Raw genomic sequence first — 20,557 nt, 5'->3', positions numbered from 1 at the left:
TGTGGATTTGCCTACTCCAGAGGAGCGTACAGAAATTATTAAAATTCATCTGGATCGTCTAAAGCGACACAATACAGTGTTTGATATACCCAAACTTGTAGAAGCATCAGGGGAAGGGTACTGGGGCGAAGGAATTCGCTTGACTGGTGCAGAGATAGAATATTCCATACACGAGGGACTGATGGATGCTTTCTCCAAACGAGTTTCAGAAGGGGACCATGAACGAGACATCGTGACTGATGATATCTTACAAGCCATGAGGCGGACAGTTCCTTTGGCCAAATCAAGGCGTTTGGAAGTGGAACAGCTTCGTACTTGGGCGAAGGAATATGCTGTTCGCGCAAGCCTGATAAACGAGGCATTACCAGGTTTTACTCGAGAGGAAGCAGTAGGTCGAAACATTGACTTTTAGGAGGTGCCCCAAGTGAGTCACTGCACTTCATTTACGATGACTTTTCAGGACAAACGTACTCTTTTTCGGGCAATGCGTAGCCGAGGATTCCAACCAGAAAATCGGGTTTGGGTCGACTATCAGTCCCAATTTAAAAAACGACTAAATATCGGAGGCACCATCATTGGCAAACTCCTGACGGGTATGAAGGATGGGGTTCATGTCTTCTTCGTGGAAAGTGAAGAGGGGATGATACCACATTTTGAATCAGATATTCTCTCACCGGAGGAATTGGAGAAACAAGCCCAAGTGCTTCTTACGAGTATCCGAGAGGGTTACTTGCACTATTCTGTTGAAGCGGTAACAGAATGGATTACGAATGCAGGAGGTACTGTTAGTGTCAGTGAAGAAAAATCAGGTGCAATCACGTCGTTTGTGTTAACAATTGGCCAGAGTGAAAAGAAAGTTAGCATCTCAATGGATAGCCAAGGAAAAATGGAAGAGAAGGTTGAGGGTGTCCTCGGTCGTTCATGTGTAGAATTGACCGAGCTTATGGAACAAAAACTTTGTGGCCAGAACCAAGTAGAACGGGTATGGACACACGAATACGATACGACGGTTGAAGATCAGCAGATCCAAATCTTAAGACTATCATAAGTGGAATAAGAGCAAGTTGAGTCGGGGACTTCCTTTAGGGAGTCCTTTTTTCATTGAGTTTGATTTAAAGCTCCTGGAACCTATAAGATCAGACACGACGGACATGAATGGTTTAAGGAGTATAAGAATATCGAATGATGTCCACCTTGGGAGATTGCGTTTGTTATTGTAGAGGAGGAGCTAGAACCTAGAACCTCAAGGATGTGAAGGATTTACTTTCGAAGTGGAAGTAGATGTCTGAACCCCAAGTAGTCCAGATTCGCACGGAGTATATGACGGAGTAGTTGAGATATTTAGCGGCACATCTTATGTCAGGAAGGATGAGAACTCAAACTTCTTTCCAAAACACTAGTCAACAGATGATGTAATGACTGCTATTTCCCTCCATAAAGAAAAATGGAACGGAAATGATACAAAAATGGGAAGGTAGTCATTCATCTGGCATTAAAATTGAAATGTGGCTAGACAAAGATGGAAGGAGTACTACAGCTTACCCAATTTATGAACCGTAATCTAGGAGGATTCTTATGATACCTTACAAAATTTTTTTCGATGATAAAGCTGATCAACTACGAATAAGCTTACCTGATTACCTCTCCTTAGTGGAAGAGTATTTGGAAGGCCAGGTTAGATCGGAACTTTCAAAAAACTTAATCTTAGATAGGATACAACGAGTTGTTTCCGGGGAAACAGAAGTATCAGAAGGGACAGGAAATTTATACAGTTCCGAAATACGGAGGGATTATACTCGAATTTATAACTCATACGTTGAGGAACAGCTAGTAGCGGGTATAGACACTGGCGAGGAATTGGAGTCGTTCATTGAAACAAAGTATTTTGCGGAGCTCGTTACGATTTGGATGGATGCTCTAAATGAGCATCGACAACAACGTAAGAACTGATAGTATTTGAGAAGACCGAAGTAGATAGCCACATAAAGCCGCTTGCTTAGTTAAGCGGCTTTTTCATATATGCCTTCATGTACGCATAATATGATTGCGATTGAACTATACCCATGTTGAGAGCTCAAAACCCCCTGTAGGTAATGTTGTTTTCCTGCCTTTCCACTATCCACTTAAAAAAACATTTACGCCTTATCCCTAAATATGGTATAACCGTCTCCATGATCAATCTTCCAATAAGGAAGCCGGTTTCATTCGCCTTCTCAGGGATGACGTGCCACTCTCCTGAAGATTCGCGTCTCTCCCAAATGTTCACGCGCTCAAGGGCATCTCGCTGGAAGTTAGTCAAGGCGAAGTCGTCACGCTGATCGGAGCGAACGGCGCGGGAAAATCTTATCATGATCGCCAAACTGCGACACCTTGCCAATCCGCGTCAAGTGGCCTTAACGAATTGAGAGATATCAAAATCCATCCGTGTGACAGGGCCGAAAATAGACTGTTGCTTGCTCGGGGTGAACGGATGTATGAAGAATCCCTTGGGGACAAACGCACAGAAATTGCATATTTACTGGAAAAGTTCGAAGCTGTGTTAGCCACACAAGATCAGCAACTGATAAAAAAGGCAACTTTAGCGTTTAAAAAACAACTGGATCATGTAGAAGGGCGGTTCGACTACTAATGGGTGTGTGGGAAGTACTGGGGATTGAACCCACAGAAGATATTCAATCGATTAAAAAAGCCTACTCGAAAAAACTGAAGGTTCACCACCCAGAGGATGATCCGGAAGGCTATCAAAGGCTAAGAGAAGCATATGACCATGCAGTGAAGGCTGCGAAAAAGGGAGACATCAAAGAAACTGGCCCGTCGTTCAGCGATGAAAACAACATCCATATCTGGCCCAATCCTCCCAACACCGTCGAGCTAACAGTTGAAACTATAGACCAACTAGAAGAGATTGACCCAGTAGATGAATTCATGGAACAAGTTGAAGAGGTGTATTCTGATTTCTCTTCCCGTATCAGGCATGAACAATGGTCAAAGCTTTTAAATAACGATATTGTCTGGAATGTAAGACTCAAAGAAATAGTAGAAGTAACATTATTGGATTTCTTGCATGAACATCGGTTTCTCCCTAAAAGAGTATGGGAATTCATCGAATACTGTTTTCGTTGGCGTGAACTAGCAACAGAAGATCCGGATGATCGAATGGAGCATTTCACCGAAGAATTTTACCATTTTTATTGTAGACAATTGGATGAACCTGCTCTTCGTTATACCTTTATACAGCATGCAGCCGATTTAGACTACGATGTGTTTCTGAACAAGCGGGAGACGGCATATCAGGCACTTAAGGAAAACAATCTGGAACTGGCAGGTCAATCGCTTGATGAAGCATATGCGATGCATTCAGATGATCCTGACTTGCTTCGGCTACAGGGTGAATACTTCCTTCGAATGGGTGAAAAGGAGTCTGCTCTTGCTGCAATGGAACACGGAATCCGTATTTATCCAGATGACATCGATTGGTATCTGATTCGATCTCGGATATGGTATGAAACCCATCAATTCGTAGAAGCAAAAGACGAATGTCTGTACATCCTCTCACGTATGCCTGCCAATATGGGTACCCTGCGTCTGTTGGGGAAATGCCTCATTCAACTTGGTGAGTTAGAGAAGGCAGAGGAGAACTACTTGAAGATATTGGAGAGTTTTCCGAATGATATTGATGCCATAACCAGCCTTGCACATATCCGTTCTGAGATGGTGGAGCAGGCCAAGCGGAGGCCCTTTTTCACCAGAAGATCAGTCATAAAGAGATTGTATAAAAAGCTTGGGAAGCCCAATTTTTTTGGCAGTGTGAAACTGTTTTGGATGCAGTTGCCCAAAGCAGGTGTCGTATTCACTCTATCCTTCATTCTTTTTCTACATGTTTTGTTATCTAATTCTTTCATCAATGATACCGGATTAACACCTATCTCCTATCTAAAAAATATGATTCATCCTGTAGAACTATCTTCCACTGAGGTGCTGAATCAACTGGATTATTCTGATATCGCCCAATTAAAGCTTCCCAGTGTTCATTTTCTAGGAATAACAGAGTATCAAGCAAAAGCCCAAACCGGTGCTATCAGTACTCGATATAATTCTTCCTACAGTAAGCAACGTAATTGGGCTCGAAGTATTCTCCCCACAGGATGGTTTTATGTTGCTAAGATTGATAACTCATCAATCGTTTTATTGGTCTCAGATGCCAATCAAGCAGTGCAGATACAAAAAAGTAATTTCATTGATTCGCCAGGAACAATCGTGAAAATGCCGCAAGAGTTACCTGAGTATGTATGGGAAGTTTTACAGATTACAGACTTTGGATCCAAATACAAAGATTCCAAATTTGTTGTCGATAAACTAATTGTTGTACATAATGTCACTAATGAAGTTCCCGTTAAAGCAGTGATTTATTCCGTATTGTTACTAGTTCTCTATGCATTTTTGCTTCGACTGTTTGTCAGAACCTACAAAACGGTCCGATTCTAATAAGGAGGAACCGATGGCACCCAACGTTCTTACATATAATCAGAAGGGTCACAGATTATTTCTGCGAGCTCTTTCGTCTGTTTGCTTTAGCAAAAGTGGAGCCTACTATTATGCGTTATATCATGAAAATTTAAGTAGACGAACGTGCCTATTTCTTCTTAAGGAAAAACAGATTACAGATAAGACCGCACTAATTGATACAATAAAATGGCTCATATCGGAAGGGAAGAGGGAAGAATTCAATCGTCTCCGTCATTTCTTATTTACTTTTTCCGAATCAGAACGAACGGCATACATTCAAGCGTTACCCGAGGACCATCAATCGAAATCTCAGTTGATTCTTGTCGATTACTATTCGAGATGTCTACCTTCAGAGGGGATTGCTGCTCATGACTATGCTTGGTGTATCCTTTTATCCAGAGCTGGTTTGAAACTGGGTTACTTGCAAAAGGATCAGGCAATCGAATATATGTTGAGTGCTGCAAGACTGGCACAACAAGCGTATTCCGGATGGAGTGAATATATTGCCGGTTTTGTGGCAGGAATTGATTTTTTAATTCCGGATACGTCTTTCCAAACTGCTAAAGAAAATCGAGGTTTCTACACCAAGCTGCTCGCCTCTAGGCACAGTCCCATGCGTCAAGTTGATTGGAATGTAGCTCTCAACAGTAATGAATGATCTGACCTTCGTGAAATATCAGTCCTCAATCGTATCAAGAAGATGAAGGGCTGGCTTGATTTTGAGTAAGCAAACAAATGTTCACAACAGAGTGGTTACCAACACGTCCTCGTCGTTTAACACGAGGGCGTGTTTTTTAATAGAGGTATGGGATTATTTTAAAATATTGGAATAATATGTGACACAAATAATTGCCCCTCCGTCTTACCAGTGGTAAGGTCAAACCGAACTTATCCGCAAATCTGAACACTATTTGGAGGTGCCTAATGAAACTTAATTCATCCATGATGACGGTTATAGCGGCGTGCTTACTTGCCTCTGCACCTGCATGGACTACCCATCAACCAACGGTACAAGCAGCAAGCGATGTGAAAAAGGCAGAGTCTCAAAAAAATGATTATTCTCAAGATGTTCAGAATTCTCTGGACAAGCTATTTGAGGCGATTCCAGAGTTGAAAGGGTATCGGCTAATTGATAAACATTATGAGGAAGACAGCTTTCGCGGTTATCCGGAACCAATCTGGAGCTTGCACTTCACCAACATGCCAAAAACAGATGAAAAAGAAGAGTATGACGCATACTCATCCGTTAGCCTTGAGTTGGATGCGCATACCGGCCGACTGCTTTTCATGGATATCCAAAATCCAGCATGGGCTTCAGCCGATTATCCGGAAGAAAAGCTTGCCAGAGACAAGGCTTCAACTTTTATCGAGGAATTATTCGGTACGGAAGCAAAACAGCTGAAAGCCGCACAAAAACTCGGCAGAGGAAAAGCAGGATCAGGTGACGGGAAAGGCAACAAGCTGGAATGGGCTCGCTCCACCGTGAAATACCACTCTCTCATCAATGACCTCCCTCTGTCCAACAACTCTATTTCCGTATCCGTTGATCATGCTGGACATATTATTCGCTATGAAGCGTATGATTTCATCGATCCTAGCAAAGTGAACTGGCCTGATCCGAAAAAAGCGATAACACTTGAGGAAGCAATCAAAATCTATAAGGACAAGCTTAAGATGGACCTGGTATACGTATCGGAGCAGCCGAATTCCTATGCTCAAAATGGAAAACTGGCAGAAAAGAAACCGATGCTTATTTATCAACTGAATACCATTGGTTGGATCGATGCTCTAACCGGCAAAGTCATAGGGGAAGAAGCCGAACTGGCAGGGGAGGGTGTTCGTGTAAAAGGAGAAGGGAAAAGCATCAAAATAGCTTCCCGCGAACAAGGAGAGAAATGGCTGAAAACACAGTTTGGTATTGATGTTTCAGGTGCGACCTTTAAATACGATGATCACAAGGACAATCTTTTAGAAGGACTTCAGACAATCGAATCCTATCGGTGGATGAACGATTCAAATAAAGGTACGACTGCATTTGAGCTGGTTAGCCTCACGACAGATGAACAGAGTGATCGGCTCATCGACTTCGATCTGAATTTGCCAGACCAACGAAAAACAGAGCAGAAAATCAGTGTAGAGGAAGCGAAGAAAAAAGCGATCGCAGCACTCGTACCTTATCTTGACCCGGCGTTAACGGAGCTATCGCTTATCGCAGAGACTCCTGAAGCAGATATTCCGGATTGGGTAGACAAGAACAAGCTGGATAAGGAAGAGGATAAAACGTATTCATTCACTTTCCACGTAAAACGCAACGGGATCGAAGTATCTGACGAGTCTTATATGGTGGGGGTAGACAAGGCAACGGGTACGATTACAGAGTTAAACCTCCACCCTCTCAACCCGGGCATTACCCTTCCAGATTCCAAGAAGATTGTAAGTGCAGCAGAAGCAAAAGAAACGATCCAACAAGAAATTGAGCTGGAACTGGTCTACGTGTGGGAGCAGTTTGCTGGTCAAAGAGCTCCCGAACCGCAGTTGGTCTATCAGCGCAAATGGAAGAATGGCTATAGCTTTATCGATGCTTCGACAGGGGAGCTCGTCAAGGTGTCCCGCCAATAAATGACGTAACAGCCGATTTGCTCTCGCAGCAAGCGAGTGGATACTTAATTACCGATGGTAGAAATTCATTTGAGAACATATGGTGTAAAAGGCCGAACAGAGATTTTGAAAAGCAAATACTTAGTGCAATAGACAGCAAACCTATGATTGGTTTAATGGAGTTTAATAAGATTTTTAAAGAAACCAGGGCTATAACTTTGAATTAGTAAACGCAGTTATTGGTTTAAAATGAAAACTAAGCTATTGAATGGATGGAGCTGGTGCGAATTAGAGAGCACCGGGGAATGGGGCTGGATTCCAAATGAATGTCTCAATACAGAACGATAAAGACGAGAGAAGGGGCCTTCCAACTGTGGAGGTCTCTTTTCATTATCCACCAAAATGAAGCAAAAACTACATTTTCTAAGAGGTATTGAAGTGATTTCTTGCAAGAGATATACTATTCTCAAAATTAAAACAAATACGAATGATAAAGGAGCTTCAGGTATGGCACAACTCGTAAAAGAACGGATTCGGAAGCAGTATGGAAAACTGACAGCAAGCCAAAAAATCATCTGTAAGATCGCGATTGAAAAGCCGAGCTTACTTGCGATCCATACCGCCAAAAAAATCGCGGAGTTTACGAATACCAGTGAAGCGACCGTCATTCGCTTTTGTTACGCATTGGGTTACTCCGGATACACAGAGCTTCAGGAAGAAATCAAAAAGTCTCTATTAATAGGAGACCAAAGGAAGGGGCCGATCCAGAAATATCGGGATACCGAGGTTACACTCGATCAGAGCAATTACGCACATCAAGTGATGGAAAGTGATATTGCGTATCTCCAACAAGGCTTGCAGCAAATTGACTACACGTTGCTCCAAGAGGTGGTCAAAAGCATCGTGCAGGCAAACCGAATTGTAGTGGTAGGATTTCGCTGGTGCCATATTCCTGCAAAATGGTTGTTCTCAGCGTTGAATGCCATCAAAGGAAACACACATCTATATACGGGAGCAGTTGATAACGCAGATTATTTTCTAACCGAACGAGATCAGGAATGGTTGGTCATCGCGATATCATTTCCTCGTCATCCTAGCGAGACGGTCGCCATGGTCCATTCAGCAAAAGAGCTGGGAGCGAAGATTTTGGCGATTACGGAAGGCGAGTTCTCACCCATCAGCCAAGTCGCAGATCATCTTCTGAAAATCACCACCCCCCAACCCGTTGCCACTAGCGGTATGCCCACATTATTCTCCATGCTAAATGTCTTGATCAAAGGCGTCATGCTCCACGACGCGGAAAATGTCCAGAAACGATTGCAGCACTATGATGAAATCAGCTCGAAGCTATACTCGTTTGTGGGAGAGGATGAGGAAGACTTCTCGATCTTTTGAAAGCAGAAAAAATGAGAAAAGGGAAAGGGGAATCCTGCCAATGACCAAGCCAATTTGGTTTACTGCGACTGGTGACAGCTTTATTACACGCAATCTGCCATACAGGGACCAAGCTTTTCAAGAGGTTTCCAGCTTGCTGCACCGTGCCGACGTACGCATTGCGAATCTGGAGACAACCGTACACGATAATGAGGGCTATCCCAGCGCGCAAAGCGGAGGCACGTGGGCGATGTCACCACCTTCCGTTTTGCAAGTCATGAAAGATTACGGCTTTAACATGATTGGCTGGGCGAATAACCATACGCTCGATTATTTGTATGGCGGACTAGAAGCAACCGAACGATATCTCAATGAGTATGGCTTCGTCCATGCTGGCGTAGGCAAAAATCTCGCAGAAGCGGGGGCTCCGCGTTATCTCGAATGCGAAGGGGCTAGGGTAGCCTTGATCGCTGCAACGTCGACTTTTCATCCATGGTGGGCGGCCGGAGATCAGCGTTCGGATAGTATCGGCAGACCAGGGATCAATCCGATGCGCTATGTCATGACACACCACATTACAGATGAAAAGCTCGCTGATTTGAGGGCCATTGCGGAATCAACAGACATTAACGCCTTCAACAAGCTTCTCATCAAGGAAGGCTTCATGAACGATCCGGGCAAGGAGATCTTTCTCTTTGGAAATGCACGTTTCATGGTAAGCGACGAAGAGGGGACGACTACCCAACCGCATCCGCGCGATTTGAACAGAATCGTCAAAACGATTGAGGAGGCAAATAGACGGGCTGATTACGTCATCGTGAGTATTCACGCACATGAAATGAAGGGAGAAGCGAAAGAGATTGCAGCTGATTTCTTGCCTGTTTTTGCAAAAGCTTGCATCGATGCAGGCGCACATGCTGTTGTGGGACACGGCCCCCATCTATTGCGAGGCATTGAAATCTACAAAAATCGGCCGATCTTTTACAGCCTGGGAGATTTTGTTTTTCAGACAGAAGCAGTTACGAGTCAACCCGCTGATTTCTACGAGCACTATGGCCTGGATCACACCAATAATGTGGCAGATGCGTTGGAAGCGATGAGTGCCAACTACACACGCGGACTCTGTGTGCACAAAGAGGTGTGGGAGTCGGTTATTCCTTTATGGAAAATGCAAGATGGTGAGCTGCTCGAACTGGAGCTGCATCCGATTGAATTAGGCTTTGATCTGCCTGTACATCGTATGGGGTGGCCGAAATTAAGCGGGGATACCTCAATCCTGGAGGGGCTCATGACTTTAAGTGAATCATATGGCACAGTGATTGAGATCATGGATGGAATTGGGCGCGTCAGGCTTTCAAAATAGCGGGGAATCATGGCAGTCTATTTCCTAGACAAATGGAGTGATTCACATGATGGCCAGAATCACAATGGTTATGTTGTTTGTGCTATACATGATCAATTATGCGGATAAAACGATTGCGGGATATTCTGCCGTGCCGATTATGACTGAATTTTCGCTGAGCGAGAAAGATTGGGGACTTGTCGGAAGCAGTTTTTTCTGGTTTTTCTCCATTGCAGGGATTGTAGGCGCGGCATTGTCGGACCGTATCGGGACGAAAAAAATGCTGGCGATCATGGCATTGTCCTGGACAGTCATCCAATTCGGCGCTTATGCGATCGCGGGTTTGCCGATGCTTGTCGTTGCGCGGGTATTGCTTGGAATAGGCGAAGGGCCATTTTGGGCAACGGTTGTCAGCCATTTGAACAAATGGTTTCCCGAAGAAAAGCGTGGACTGGTTTATTCAACCGTGAACTTCGGTGCATTTGTCGGTGCGGTTGCCTCCGCACCGATGATCGTCGCGCTAATTGATAGCTATGGATGGCGGTTTTCCTGGGCGTTTATGGGTGCACTCAGTCTGATATGGCTCTTGGTCTGGCTGTGGATTGGAAAAGAAAAACCACTTGTCAGCGTCGCTCCTGCAAAAGTAGAAGCTCCCATCTTATCAAAAGCGAAATGGTCGGATATATCCGGTGTCTTGCTCTCATCCACGTTTCTATTCTGTTTTTTAATCTATTTCGCACAAATTTGGGGGACGACCTTCGCATCCGTTTGGGAGCCTGTTTATCTCGTCAAGGTTTTCCAGTTTACGAATCAAGAAATGGCCTATGCGATTGCTGGCACGGGACTTTTGGCTGGACTGATGACCATACTGATTTCATCGATTGGCGATCGTTTCTTTAAAAAGCATCGTAGCTATCGCAAATCATACGTTCTGGTTGGCGGTGTTTCGATTATTTTAGGGGGACTGTGTTTTTACGGTGTTACCCTTGTTCAATCTACGGTACTTGTTTTGATCCTTTTGTGCCTAGGAAAAGGATTTGCCTTTTCTGTGGGGACAGCTGCTTCTGTTATTGTTAGCAGCTTGTTGCCGGAACGCACGGGACTTTTGGTAGGCGTATTGTCCAGCCTGGTTACATTGGCAGGGATCATCTCACCGCTGGTAACGGGCTCTATCGTTCAGTCAGCCGGAGATATTGGCACTGGTTTTGGCAACGCCATGATCGTCAACGGGTTGCTCTTTGTCATTTGCGGCGTGCTTTTCCTACTCTTTGTGAAGCGCAATGAACAAGTCAGTCAAACAGCACCCCCAATCTCCCATGTTTCCTAAAAGTAATACTTTATAGGCTTGGTTCTAGATGTTAAAATTTTCTGAAAAGGGGGTAGATGTGTGGTGTATCATTTGAATGAAAGCCTCATGCAGAGCGCGAAACAGTTTGCGGATCGGCCAGCCTTTGTCTTTTTGGGAGAAACGACTACGTATGCACAATTCAATCAGCAAGTCGAACATCTCGCAGCAGGACTTGCCCAGCACGGGATTGGAAAAGGGGATGCTGTCGCCCTACTCATGGATAATCGGCCGCATTTTGTTAGCGCTTACTATGCGATACTCCGCGTAGGAGCTGTTGTTGTTCCCATGAACCCCATCTATACGGCGCGCGAAATTAGCTTCATTCTATCGAACAGTAAAGCAAAGGCAGCCATCGCCTTATCCGCGTTGCAACCGGTACTAACCCCGATGAAAGACCAAATAGAAGATTTGCAGCTTCTCATCTACACGGAATCCATTGAAAATGAAATCACGATCGATCAGCTTGTACAAGAAGGGCAAGAGTCAGAGGCAGGGTACGTGGAGCCGGAACGAAACGAAGATGACCTCGCTGTAATCCTGTACACATCAGGTACGACTGGTCAGCCAAAGGGTGCGATGCTCTCCCACCGCAATATGGATTCGAATGCGGAAGCGATGGGGATATTGTTCGAGCTGGTGGCCGAAGATCGCATGGTCGCGGTACTTCCGATGTTTCACGTCTTCTGCATGACGGTGTGCATGAATGGCCCGATTCGCACGGGAGCAGCCATTATTATCGTGCCGAAATTTCATCCCGTAGACGTCCTCCAAACGATTCGGGAGCAAAAAGCCACCTGTTTCGCAGGTGTTCCGACCATGTACAACTATCTGCTACAGCTCCCGAATGCGACAAAAGAAGATTTCTCCTCTATCCGGATATACTGCTCGGGAGGTGCATCCATGCCCGTCGAGCTCCTGCATAAGTTCGAAACGAAATACGATGCCAAGGTACTGGAGGGCTACGGTTTGTCAGAAGCAGCTCCAGCTACAACCTTTAACCCATTGCACGGGACTAGAAAGCCAGGATCGGTTGGAGTCGATATCCCACTTGTGAAGAACAAGGTCGTCGATCCCGAAGGTAACGAAGTCGCACGTGGAGAAGTAGGCGAGCTTGTGGTACATGGGCCAAACGTTATGATAGGGTACCTCGGTTTGCCAGATGATACAGCCGCGGCACTCCGAGATGGTTGGCTGTATACGGGAGACATGGCTCGTATGGATGAAGAAGGATATGTGTACATTGTTGATCGCAAAAAAGACATGATTCTCGTTGACGGCTATAACGTGTACCCGCGTGAGGTAGAAGAAGTGCTTTACCAGCATCCTGCGATTATCGAGGCGGCTGTGATCGGGATTCCTGATGAGGTGCATGGCGAAGCAGTCAAGGCATTTGTGGCATTGAAGGAAATAGCGGTTTCTCAAGAGGATATCATGGCATTTTGTCGTGACAAGCTGGCGAAATACAAAGTTCCTCGTCAGGTCGAATTCGTAGCAGAGCTTCCTAAAAACAGTACAGGGAAAATCTTGCGTCGCTCGTTGCGCACCTCTTAAACGATCGCACGAAGAAATGAAAAATGCCAGCTCACACCATGATCCTTTTGTTGTAAGCTGGTTTTTTCGTGTCACCGACCTGCACGAGTTTCAGTTTGTAGAATGTAGAACGGGATGTGGAGGTGCTTGGATTGCTGTGTTTGATTCATGCAACGGAGGAATATGAATACGATCAAGCACGTGAACTTTTCTTGGAGTATGTAGATTCATTAGGAGTGGATTTGAGCTTTCAAAACATTGCAACCGAATTGCAAAATATACCGGGCGAATACGTACCCCCTGCCGGTTGTATTTTGCTGGCGTTAGATAACGAGCAGCCAGCAGGATGTGTTGCCTTACGAAAAATAGATGATCAAGTTTGCGAAATGAAGAGATTGTACGTGAAGCCTGAATGGACGGGAAGAGGCTTAGGGAAAAAATTAGCCTTGGCGATCATGGACGAAGCAAAATTACGAGGTTATTCGTTCATCCGATTAGATACGCTTCCTACGATGGAACAAGCGATTCAGCTGTACCGCTCATTGGAATTTTATCCAATTGAACCCTATCGTTTTAATCCGATTGAAGGCACGTTGTATATGGAGAAAAAGCTCAAATAAAACAATTGCAAAGGGGCCTCCCAACGATACAAACCTAGAATCATTAGGTCGAGGGGAGGCTTTTTTCTGTTCTTTACACTCACCTTTATGTAAGTAACTGAACAAAATGTGCATACTTACAAATTTGCAGCAAGCATTTTATACTCATAAAACAACAAACCTTCAAGGAGGAACCTACTTTGAAAACTCTTGTCATCGTCACTCATCCAAGCATCGAAACATCCGTCATCAATAAGCGATGGGTAGAAGAACTCAAAAAATATCCAGAAAAGTATACCGTCCATGAATTGCATCAGGCATACCCAGATGGAAACATTGATGTGGAAAAAGAACAGCAATGGATTGAATCGCATGAGAATCTTGTTTTACAGTTCCCGGTTTACTGGTTTAATTGTCCGCCGCTCCTGAAAAAATGGCTTGACGATGTTTTCGCATATGGGTGGGCATACGGTTCAAAGGGAGGCGATAAATTAAAGAATCGCAAAGCTGCATTAGCCGTATCTGCTGGAATTAGGAAAGAGGATTATCAGGAAGAGGGAAGATATCGGTATACACTTGAGCAAATATTGACCCCTTTTGAAACAACCTTCCGTTACTGCCATGCGGATTATCGTTCATTCTTTGCGTATTATGGTACGGAGACTGAGTCAGGCGAAAATGTACCTGGTGAAGAACTTGAGGCGACCGGCAGCGTATTGGATAAGAGCGCGCAAGATTATGTGAAATTCATTGATAGCCTGTAAGAAGACCCATGAAAAAAGAAGTATTTCCTCGTTTGGGAGATACTTCTTTTCCTGTTAGAAACAATTGTTATGCCTGTTGCTTTACATCCTCCTGAGAGGGCAAGCTGTTTTTCTCTCCCCAGTCGCACATCATATTTAACAAGGGGATGAGAGATAGCCCACGCTCTGATAAGGAATATTCCACTTTGGGAGGGACTTGGGGAAATTCCTTGCGGATGATCAAGTCGTCTGCCTCCAGCTCTTTTAACATCAAGCTCAGCGTTTTAAAGGAAATGGTACCGATACTTCGCTTCAGCTCATTATGCCGCATCACCTTATTTTCAGCGAGCCAATACAAAATGATCATTTTATATTTCCCGCCTATTAAAGACAACGTATATCCAAAGCCAGTGTCTTTCAGCTCCACGCCAGTCGGAACACAGGTTTCACGCACAAAGCACACTCTCCTTTGGGAAGTATGATTAGTAAATACATATACTTTACCATATATCATACTGCCATTTTTGGAAAGTGATGCCGAGCAAGAAACCCGTGGACCTTTATGATTCGACACTCTTTTGATGGCGCTCTAGCTTGCCAGGGCCTGCGTATAGTACAGAAAAGAAACCTATAACGGCGAAAATCAATCCCACGATATAACCATGATTGATGGCACTTCCTAGAGAGTCACTCAGAAAAGAGTGAACACTCGGTTCGATTTTTAACGGCTCACGCATGAGAACTTCAGGATTAAGCAGATAAGCTACTTTCTCCGAGGAAATGCCATGTAATGATGCCCCTGTGGATACGATACTTGCATAATTTTGGTTCACAACAGCAGCCGTGATCGATGCACCGAGTACACCCCCCAGGTTTCGACAAAACCCAACGATCGAGGAAGAAATACCGATATATGGTTTATCGACCGAATGCACGATCGCGTTTTGTGCAACGCTCATCAACGGCCCGATTGCAGCAAACCCGAACAGAATCATCAAGAGTGTTAAGTAAAAGAAGGAAATGCCCGTTGAAACGTACATAAGTAAAATAGAACTTACTACACAAGCGAGCATAGAGAACGCCATGAGAGCTCGGAAGGAAAATTTTGTTTGCAACATTCCGAATACCACGGCACCTCCCGTCAAAGAGAGCATCAACGGGGTCAAAACACTATTGGAGTTCGGATACCCGAGCACGACCACGGCGAAAATAGGCAAATAAGTGATGGCAGCAAACATGATGGCACCTTGAGAAAGACAAGCGATACAAGTCGCGACCACCATACGGTTTTGGAAAATCTGGAAAGGAAGGATCGGTTCCTGTGCATGACGTTCTACCAGAATAAAAGCGATCCCCACTATTCCGGCCAGGGCAAACAGTGAAATGATTTGCCACGAAGACCACTCATATGCTTTTCCTCCCCATTCAAGCGCCAGCATGACAGCTATACAGGCGACGATTAATGTAGCGGTACCCCAATAGTCAATCTTTGGCTTTGTATGAGAACGGGATTCTTTCAGGGAAAACAGAAGAGTGAAAAGAGACAACAAACCGATCGGAACATTGACATAAAAGCACCAGCGCCACCCCAAGTAATCCGAGAGCAAGGTCCCGACTTGAGGTCCGGCTATAGAAGAGAGCCCAAAGATTCCGGCAAACACGCCAGAGATTCGTGCCGAATATTTCGGATCAGAGGATAGCGTAAATAAGATTGTAAAAGTAATCGGAAAGAGAGCTCCTGAACCAATTCCTTGAAGGGCACGGAAAGCAATTAGCTGTTCGATGCTTTGGGCAACGCCACAAAGTGCCGAGCCAATGAGAAAAATCGTAATGCCAAGTAAGTAAAACAACTTGCGTCCAAAAAGATCAGACATTTTCCCGAAGATGAGCATCGTACTGGTTGCGGCTAATACGTACGAAGTGAAAACCCAGCTCATGCTTTCAAAGCCACCGATATCTTTAATCATGTGACTAATGGCCGCCGAGGTGATGGTATTGTCGAGGGAAGACATCAATAGGCCAAGTGCCATTGCAAGGATAATGAAGCGGTTACGTTTTTCGGATCGTGACATAAAAAGCGAACTCCTATCTCTTTTCTATTCATTTAGCAAACTTCGCTACAAGACTATTATTTGTTCATTCGTTGCCAAAAAATAGGGAAAGAACAGTTGCAAATCAAACTTTACATCGTTACATTCCACGCGTATTCGAAAAGCTGGTCATAAAAAAGTTAAAGGAGCCGTCGCTGCGCGACAAGCTCCAAGAAAACCATTTGATTACATTTTAAATATAACCGAAGACAATGCTTTTGCCAGCAAGTAAAATCGGTGCTGTGTCACCTCAAAGTAACCTTGCTGTTCAATATGCAGATGAATGCTGTATAGCTCTTCTCTGTATTTATCGACTTCGAAATCCGGAATCTGCCACGGAATGGCCTTCAAATAATAGATCAATGCGCCGACATCATAGAAGCGTTGACGAAGAAACTGCTCAGACTGTTTCACGACTTCAAAGTGATTCTCCCGCACTCCATGTATGGCGGCATCGAGCTTCCATTCCGCAAATGCTGAATGTAACGGTACGCCGAATCGTTCGTTGATCTCGAAGCAATCGGTGCCTCCCGACTGTTGGGTGAGGAAGTACCCGCCATCGGTGAGCACCCGACGAACCTCCCGCGGCGAATACGATTCAAGCTTATTCAGCACCAAATCGAACTGATCGGTCTCAAAAGGAAGACGATCATCATCCACAGAAAGGACAGTCACACCCAACGGCTCCAATCGTTCTTTGGCGACGGACAAGTTCGGCAGATAGCTTTCGGTGGCGCAAACGAATTTCGGCCACGGCCTCAACATTGACAACAGCTCTCCGCCGCCGGTCCCCATATCCAGCATCGACTCGGCATCCTGTCTATACGGGTATCTATGGTGGTTGCGTGAAGAGGACGGTGTTTTTGCATACGCAGCAATAGGCGATGGCGGTCATGTTATCTGTTGCATCCCAGAAAAAAACCTCGTTGTAGCCATTGCATCGGAATTCATGCCGAATCCTCGGGATCGATGGACGCTAATCAAGGAGCATATTATCGGGGCGGTAATCTAAGGCATCAGATAGGGATGAAACAAAAAACCGGGGAGTTGCAGCTCACCCGGTTTAACTGTTAAACGATCGTTTAACTATACGTTACTTGGAAGCAAAATTTTCGGCAGCAATGCAAATGTAGTAGCTTAATCCCGTTTGCTGTTCTTCCAACATAGTGCGGTGGAACTCATCTGATAGGAAAAACCTTGACTGCTCGGCGAAAGCTCTCGCATCAATCGGATGGTCTTTTTGCAAAAAAGCAAGATGATTTTCGATTGCAGAAACAACCGTTTTATCATCAATACTTTTGTTGTTTTTCAACGCCTCTGCCATAAATGTCATGAAAGCAGTCGCTTCGGCAGCTTTTTCATTCATGGAAGTTACGTCCAGATTCTCTGTATCCAATTGAAAATCGTAGGATTCCTGCAAATGCTCATTTTGTTGAGTGAATGCCTGTTTCCATTCTTCTTCGTTTAATCCATCAAACATTTTCTCAGTGGACATATTTCCTCTCTTCCTTTCGTGTCGAATCGTTTCTTCTAAAGTAAGCAAGATGCGCTCCATTCGAAGCTGGCGTGCCTTTAACATCGCTTGCTGCTCAGATAAACAACGAAGTCTGTCTGGTTCGTGATCAAGTGCAGCTTTGATGCTGTCCAACGAAAAATCCAGCTCACGATAAAACAAGATTTGTTGTAACCGCTTGAGTTCATTCTCACCATAATATCTGTATCCATTTTCTGTAACAATTTCGGGCATCAGCAAGCCAATCTTTTGATAATGGTACAGTGTCTTGATTGTGGTACCAGACAGTTTGGCTACCTCGTTAACGGTATACAACATGGCGATTCACCTCCTGAAATTGAGTTTGCAGTCTGACCTTAGGTTGGAGTCAAGCGAAAAAAAGAAAAGAGGAGTATGGCGAAAATCAAACGAATGTAAGCATATGAACCATATATTGGATGGGGGATTCGCATGACGAGGTTATTTCAGTTGGATTCTGAAGATGACATCGAGAACGTAGTGGCCCAGTTCAAGCAAATCGCACAAAAGGCAATGCACGAATACGACTTGGATGGGGAACAGATTCGTTTCAACCAACTGTCCGACACTTGCACGTTTGTGATAGAAACAGAGAAGGATGGTACCTATTTACTCCGTATTCACGGAAACAAGAACAGAAATGAAATTGATTCCGAGCTTGCCTGGCTCCGCTATTTGCATGAAAAAATAGAGGTAGCGATTCCAACGGGAATAGCGTGCCGCAATGGTTCCAAGACAGTGAGCATTGATCTTGCGAATGGTGACTGTGTCTTCGTATCCGTCATGCATTGGGTCGAAGGGGAGCATGTTGATGATGAACTTACGGAAGACCAAGTTTACAAAGAGGGCGTCTTGCTAGCAAAGCTTCATACAGTATCCCAGGATTTCCAATTGACCCCTGAATTTGCTCGTCCGATCTGGGGAGAGGATCGCTTCAAGGAGTCCATGACTCGTTTGAAGGAGCATTACCAACGATTTCTGACAGACGAAGAGTTCGAGCTATATGAATTGGCGGCGGATAAAATACTCACTTGTCTTGCCAAAATGGACAAGAATAGCAGCAACTACGGAATCATTCACGGCGATCTGCACCAAGGTAACATTGTGTTTTACAACGGAGATCCTCGTCCGATTGATTTTGGAAGATGTGGGTTTGGTTACTATCTTTATGATATCGCCCATACCCTTTTGGGTATATATCCTGCACAAAGAGAGCTTGTCATAAAAGGCTACGAGAGTTTGCGGAAACTAGAAGGGGACTGGCTCCCCACACTTGAGAGCTTCACGGTGATGGTCATGATTGAAAATTATAGTCATCATGCTCCTGACCCCAGGGAAACCGAGGGGCTAAAAGAAGAACAGCCCTATGCAATACCTATGATCAAAAACTACTTGAACGGCAAGCCATTTCTTTTTTATTCAAAGGTAGAAAAGTAGAGGAAAAATGGTTGAGCTCAGCAAAAAGCCGCCGATAAAACGGCGGCCAATTCCATTAGATTACTAATTCAGCAAGAATTCGACCGATCTGATCGCTGTCCTGCTCTCTGTACACATAATCATGATAATGCGGGTGGTGAATGCTTACCCAGCCAAGTTCGAGAGCCTTTTTGTAGTAATGCTTTGCCCGGTCCTCTTCACCACTCAGATAGAACAAGCAAGCAGCATTCCAATACAAGGCCGGATCACCATCCCAATCCCAGCCTTTATCGAGTGCTTGGGCATAACTCCATGCGGCGCGGGCGTAGTCTTTTTCCACGCCATATTTCAGATCGCCACGCATATAGTGGTTGCCGTTGACAAGGAAATTGTTTAAAGGAAGGTTCCAACCGAACAGAACCGGAAAATCCGCGAGCAGCTCGAAACCGACAGACAAGGCTGTTCGCTGCGAACCTATATTATTTGACCAGCACTGCCATCCCACTCTTTTGATTCCGCGTTGTTTGGCGAGTGAGAGAGCACCCAATACTGTCTTTCGAGCCCATCCGTTACCCCGATAGTCTTCATCGGTTTCTATACCCAATTCACATTCGTCTTCTACTACCCAATCCGTCATGCACCAACTAAGAATGGTAGGCCCCTCATCGGTATCTTGAATCGCGGCACAACCGAAGCCTTTGTTTTCATAGGCTTCTATAGATGGCCAGTTCTCCGCTATTTCATCGATAACATCCTCAAGACCTATCAATTCTTTACGCTTCAACAAGGTGCTGTCTATCGGGACAATATAATCGTCAGCAGGAGGGGATAGATCCTGTAGATGGTGAGTAAAGATCATTCGCCCGCTTCTCATGGGTAATATATCTTTCATCACGATATCGAGAATGTCATCCCACTTCTCATCAGTAGGATAAAACAGGACGTAGTCAAGCTGTTCATCAGCAGCAAGCTGCGGTAAAATCTCCTCTTTGAGCAATGCATTCACTTCTTCAAAGAAGAGGGGATTATCAACACTGCCTCCTAGAAAAATACCTTGGGGGCTTGTCAACAAGGCTGATCTCGCGTCATTTGACAGGAATACTCTACCAGGAATAACACCTGTAATGACCCCTTTGATGGATACATGGTGCTTCAACGCTGCGAACAGATTGGTCGCGCTATGGAAGCAATCGGTTGTGAGTTCCGTTCCTTGAACCATCTTTTGAGCAAACATTTCGTTCATTTCCTCCCATAGCATATGAGAGAAGGGATGAAATTATCGTTTGGAACCTCTCATATGCTTTTCCATTTGTTTTTGCGAATCCAAAACATCATCACTCCTTTACCTGTAGTAGGGCGCGAATCTCTGGGGTGTTTGGTGCATGATGCCCCCTTGTTCATTATGGATGATTATCCAAATATTACAAGAGAGAAATACGCGTCTGTTTTTTCATGAATTACATGGGGAGATAATTTACAT

17 protein-coding genes and 3 pseudogenes are annotated in these 20,557 nt (G+C 44.7%); 15 read left to right on the top strand and 5 right to left on the bottom strand.

The features are described 5' to 3' along the window. The 13 genes and pseudogenes from HPY28_RS28215 to HPY28_RS28155 form a co-directional block, all read left to right on the top strand. Positions 1 to 412 (top strand): annotated as a pseudogene (locus HPY28_RS28215) (AAA family ATPase); the annotation flags it as partial. A 12-nt stretch (positions 413 to 424) separates the two neighbouring features. Beyond that, on the top strand, positions 425 to 1,048 hold the full coding sequence (locus HPY28_RS31005) for a DUF2997 domain-containing protein (RefSeq protein ID WP_174231852.1): 624 nt from the start codon (positions 425 to 427) through the stop codon (positions 1,046 to 1,048). 527 nt (positions 1,049 to 1,575) lie between these two features. Further along, on the top strand, positions 1,576 to 1,950 hold the full coding sequence (locus tag HPY28_RS28205; RefSeq protein ID WP_174231851.1) for a hypothetical protein: 375 nt from the start codon (positions 1,576 to 1,578) through the stop codon (positions 1,948 to 1,950). A gap of 328 nt (positions 1,951 to 2,278) precedes the next feature. Continuing rightward, positions 2,279 to 2,629 carry a hypothetical protein gene (locus HPY28_RS31000; protein ID WP_371813554.1) on the top strand — a complete coding sequence of 117 codons (351 nt, stop codon included), beginning with the start codon at positions 2,279 to 2,281 and terminating at the stop codon, positions 2,627 to 2,629. Continuing rightward, positions 2,629 to 4,485, top strand: coding sequence for a J domain-containing protein (locus HPY28_RS28195; RefSeq protein WP_174231850.1), 1,857 nt, complete (start codon positions 2,629 to 2,631; stop codon positions 4,483 to 4,485). Before HPY28_RS31000 ends, HPY28_RS28195 begins: the two co-directional genes overlap by 1 nt. A 13-nt stretch (positions 4,486 to 4,498) precedes the next feature. Further along, the gene (locus tag HPY28_RS28190) at positions 4,499 to 5,164 is read left to right on the top strand and encodes a DUF1266 domain-containing protein (RefSeq protein WP_017248994.1); all 666 of its coding nucleotides are present in this window, start codon (positions 4,499 to 4,501) and stop codon (positions 5,162 to 5,164) included. A gap of 266 nt (positions 5,165 to 5,430) precedes the next feature. Continuing rightward, positions 5,431 to 7,125, top strand: a complete 1,695-nt coding sequence (locus tag HPY28_RS28185) for a YcdB/YcdC domain-containing protein (protein ID WP_174231849.1) — start codon at positions 5,431 to 5,433, stop codon at positions 7,123 to 7,125. Between the two features lie 486 nt (positions 7,126 to 7,611). Then, a complete protein-coding gene (locus HPY28_RS28180; protein ID WP_026043120.1) occupies positions 7,612 to 8,499 on the top strand; it encodes a MurR/RpiR family transcriptional regulator in 888 nt (295 codons plus the stop codon). A gap of 40 nt (positions 8,500 to 8,539) precedes the next feature. Then, the gene (locus tag HPY28_RS28175) at positions 8,540 to 9,841 is read left to right on the top strand and encodes a CapA family protein (protein ID WP_174231848.1); all 1,302 of its coding nucleotides are present in this window, start codon (positions 8,540 to 8,542) and stop codon (positions 9,839 to 9,841) included. 46 nt (positions 9,842 to 9,887) lie between these two features. After that, positions 9,888 to 11,147: an MFS transporter gene (locus HPY28_RS28170; RefSeq protein ID WP_174231847.1), complete on the top strand. Its 1,260-nt coding sequence runs from the start codon at positions 9,888 to 9,890 to the stop codon at positions 11,145 to 11,147. A 63-nt stretch (positions 11,148 to 11,210) separates the two neighbouring features. Beyond that, complete coding sequence (locus tag HPY28_RS28165; protein ID WP_173623654.1) at positions 11,211 to 12,719, top strand: fatty acid--CoA ligase family protein; 1,509 nt, start codon at positions 11,211 to 11,213, stop codon at positions 12,717 to 12,719. Positions 12,720 to 12,841: 122 nt separating this feature from the next. Beyond that, positions 12,842 to 13,318: a GNAT family N-acetyltransferase gene (locus HPY28_RS28160; protein ID WP_371736767.1), complete on the top strand. Its 477-nt coding sequence runs from the start codon at positions 12,842 to 12,844 to the stop codon at positions 13,316 to 13,318. Positions 13,319 to 13,497: 179 nt separating this feature from the next. Then, positions 13,498 to 14,061: an NAD(P)H-dependent oxidoreductase gene (locus tag HPY28_RS28155; RefSeq protein WP_017248987.1), complete on the top strand. Its 564-nt coding sequence runs from the start codon at positions 13,498 to 13,500 to the stop codon at positions 14,059 to 14,061. 67 nt (positions 14,062 to 14,128) lie between these two features. On the opposite strand, the gene HPY28_RS28150 is transcribed toward HPY28_RS28155, so the two are convergent. The 3 genes and pseudogenes from HPY28_RS28150 to HPY28_RS28140 all read right to left on the bottom strand — a co-directional run. Continuing rightward, on the bottom strand, positions 14,129 to 14,494 hold the full coding sequence (locus HPY28_RS28150) for a winged helix-turn-helix transcriptional regulator (protein ID WP_017248986.1): 366 nt from the start codon (positions 14,492 to 14,494) through the stop codon (positions 14,129 to 14,131). Between the two features lie 106 nt (positions 14,495 to 14,600). After that, positions 14,601 to 16,112 (bottom strand): MFS transporter, encoded by a 1,512-nt coding sequence (locus HPY28_RS28145; RefSeq protein ID WP_174231846.1) that lies wholly within the window; start codon positions 16,110 to 16,112, stop codon positions 14,601 to 14,603. A 204-nt stretch (positions 16,113 to 16,316) separates the two neighbouring features. Further along, positions 16,317 to 16,949: pseudogene (locus HPY28_RS28140) on the bottom strand (methyltransferase domain-containing protein); the annotation flags it as partial. A gap of 4 nt (positions 16,950 to 16,953) precedes the next feature. Here HPY28_RS28140 and HPY28_RS30610 point away from each other — a divergent pair. After that, positions 16,954 to 17,142: pseudogene (locus HPY28_RS30610) on the top strand (serine hydrolase domain-containing protein); the annotation flags it as partial. A gap of 81 nt (positions 17,143 to 17,223) precedes the next feature. Here HPY28_RS30610 and HPY28_RS28135 read toward each other — a convergent pair. Continuing rightward, a complete protein-coding gene (locus HPY28_RS28135; RefSeq protein ID WP_174231844.1) occupies positions 17,224 to 17,961 on the bottom strand; it encodes a MerR family transcriptional regulator in 738 nt (245 codons plus the stop codon). Positions 17,962 to 18,093: 132 nt separating this feature from the next. On the opposite strand from HPY28_RS28135, the gene HPY28_RS28130 reads away from it, so the two are divergent. Beyond that, positions 18,094 to 19,098: a phosphotransferase enzyme family protein gene (locus HPY28_RS28130; RefSeq protein ID WP_017248981.1), complete on the top strand. Its 1,005-nt coding sequence runs from the start codon at positions 18,094 to 18,096 to the stop codon at positions 19,096 to 19,098. A 55-nt stretch (positions 19,099 to 19,153) separates the two neighbouring features. Here the strand turns inward: HPY28_RS28130 and HPY28_RS28125 are convergent, their stop codons facing one another. Next, complete coding sequence (locus HPY28_RS28125) at positions 19,154 to 20,311, bottom strand: GNAT family N-acetyltransferase (protein WP_174231843.1); 1,158 nt, start codon at positions 20,309 to 20,311, stop codon at positions 19,154 to 19,156. Positions 20,312 to 20,557 lie beyond the last annotated feature (246 nt).

This window comes from Brevibacillus sp. HB1.2 (assembly GCF_013332495.1).
GTDB lineage: Bacteria > Bacillota > Bacilli > Brevibacillales > Brevibacillaceae > Brevibacillus > Brevibacillus porteri.
The sequence above is the reverse complement of the archived record's forward strand: the minus strand, read 5'-3'. Positions and strand labels throughout refer to the sequence as shown.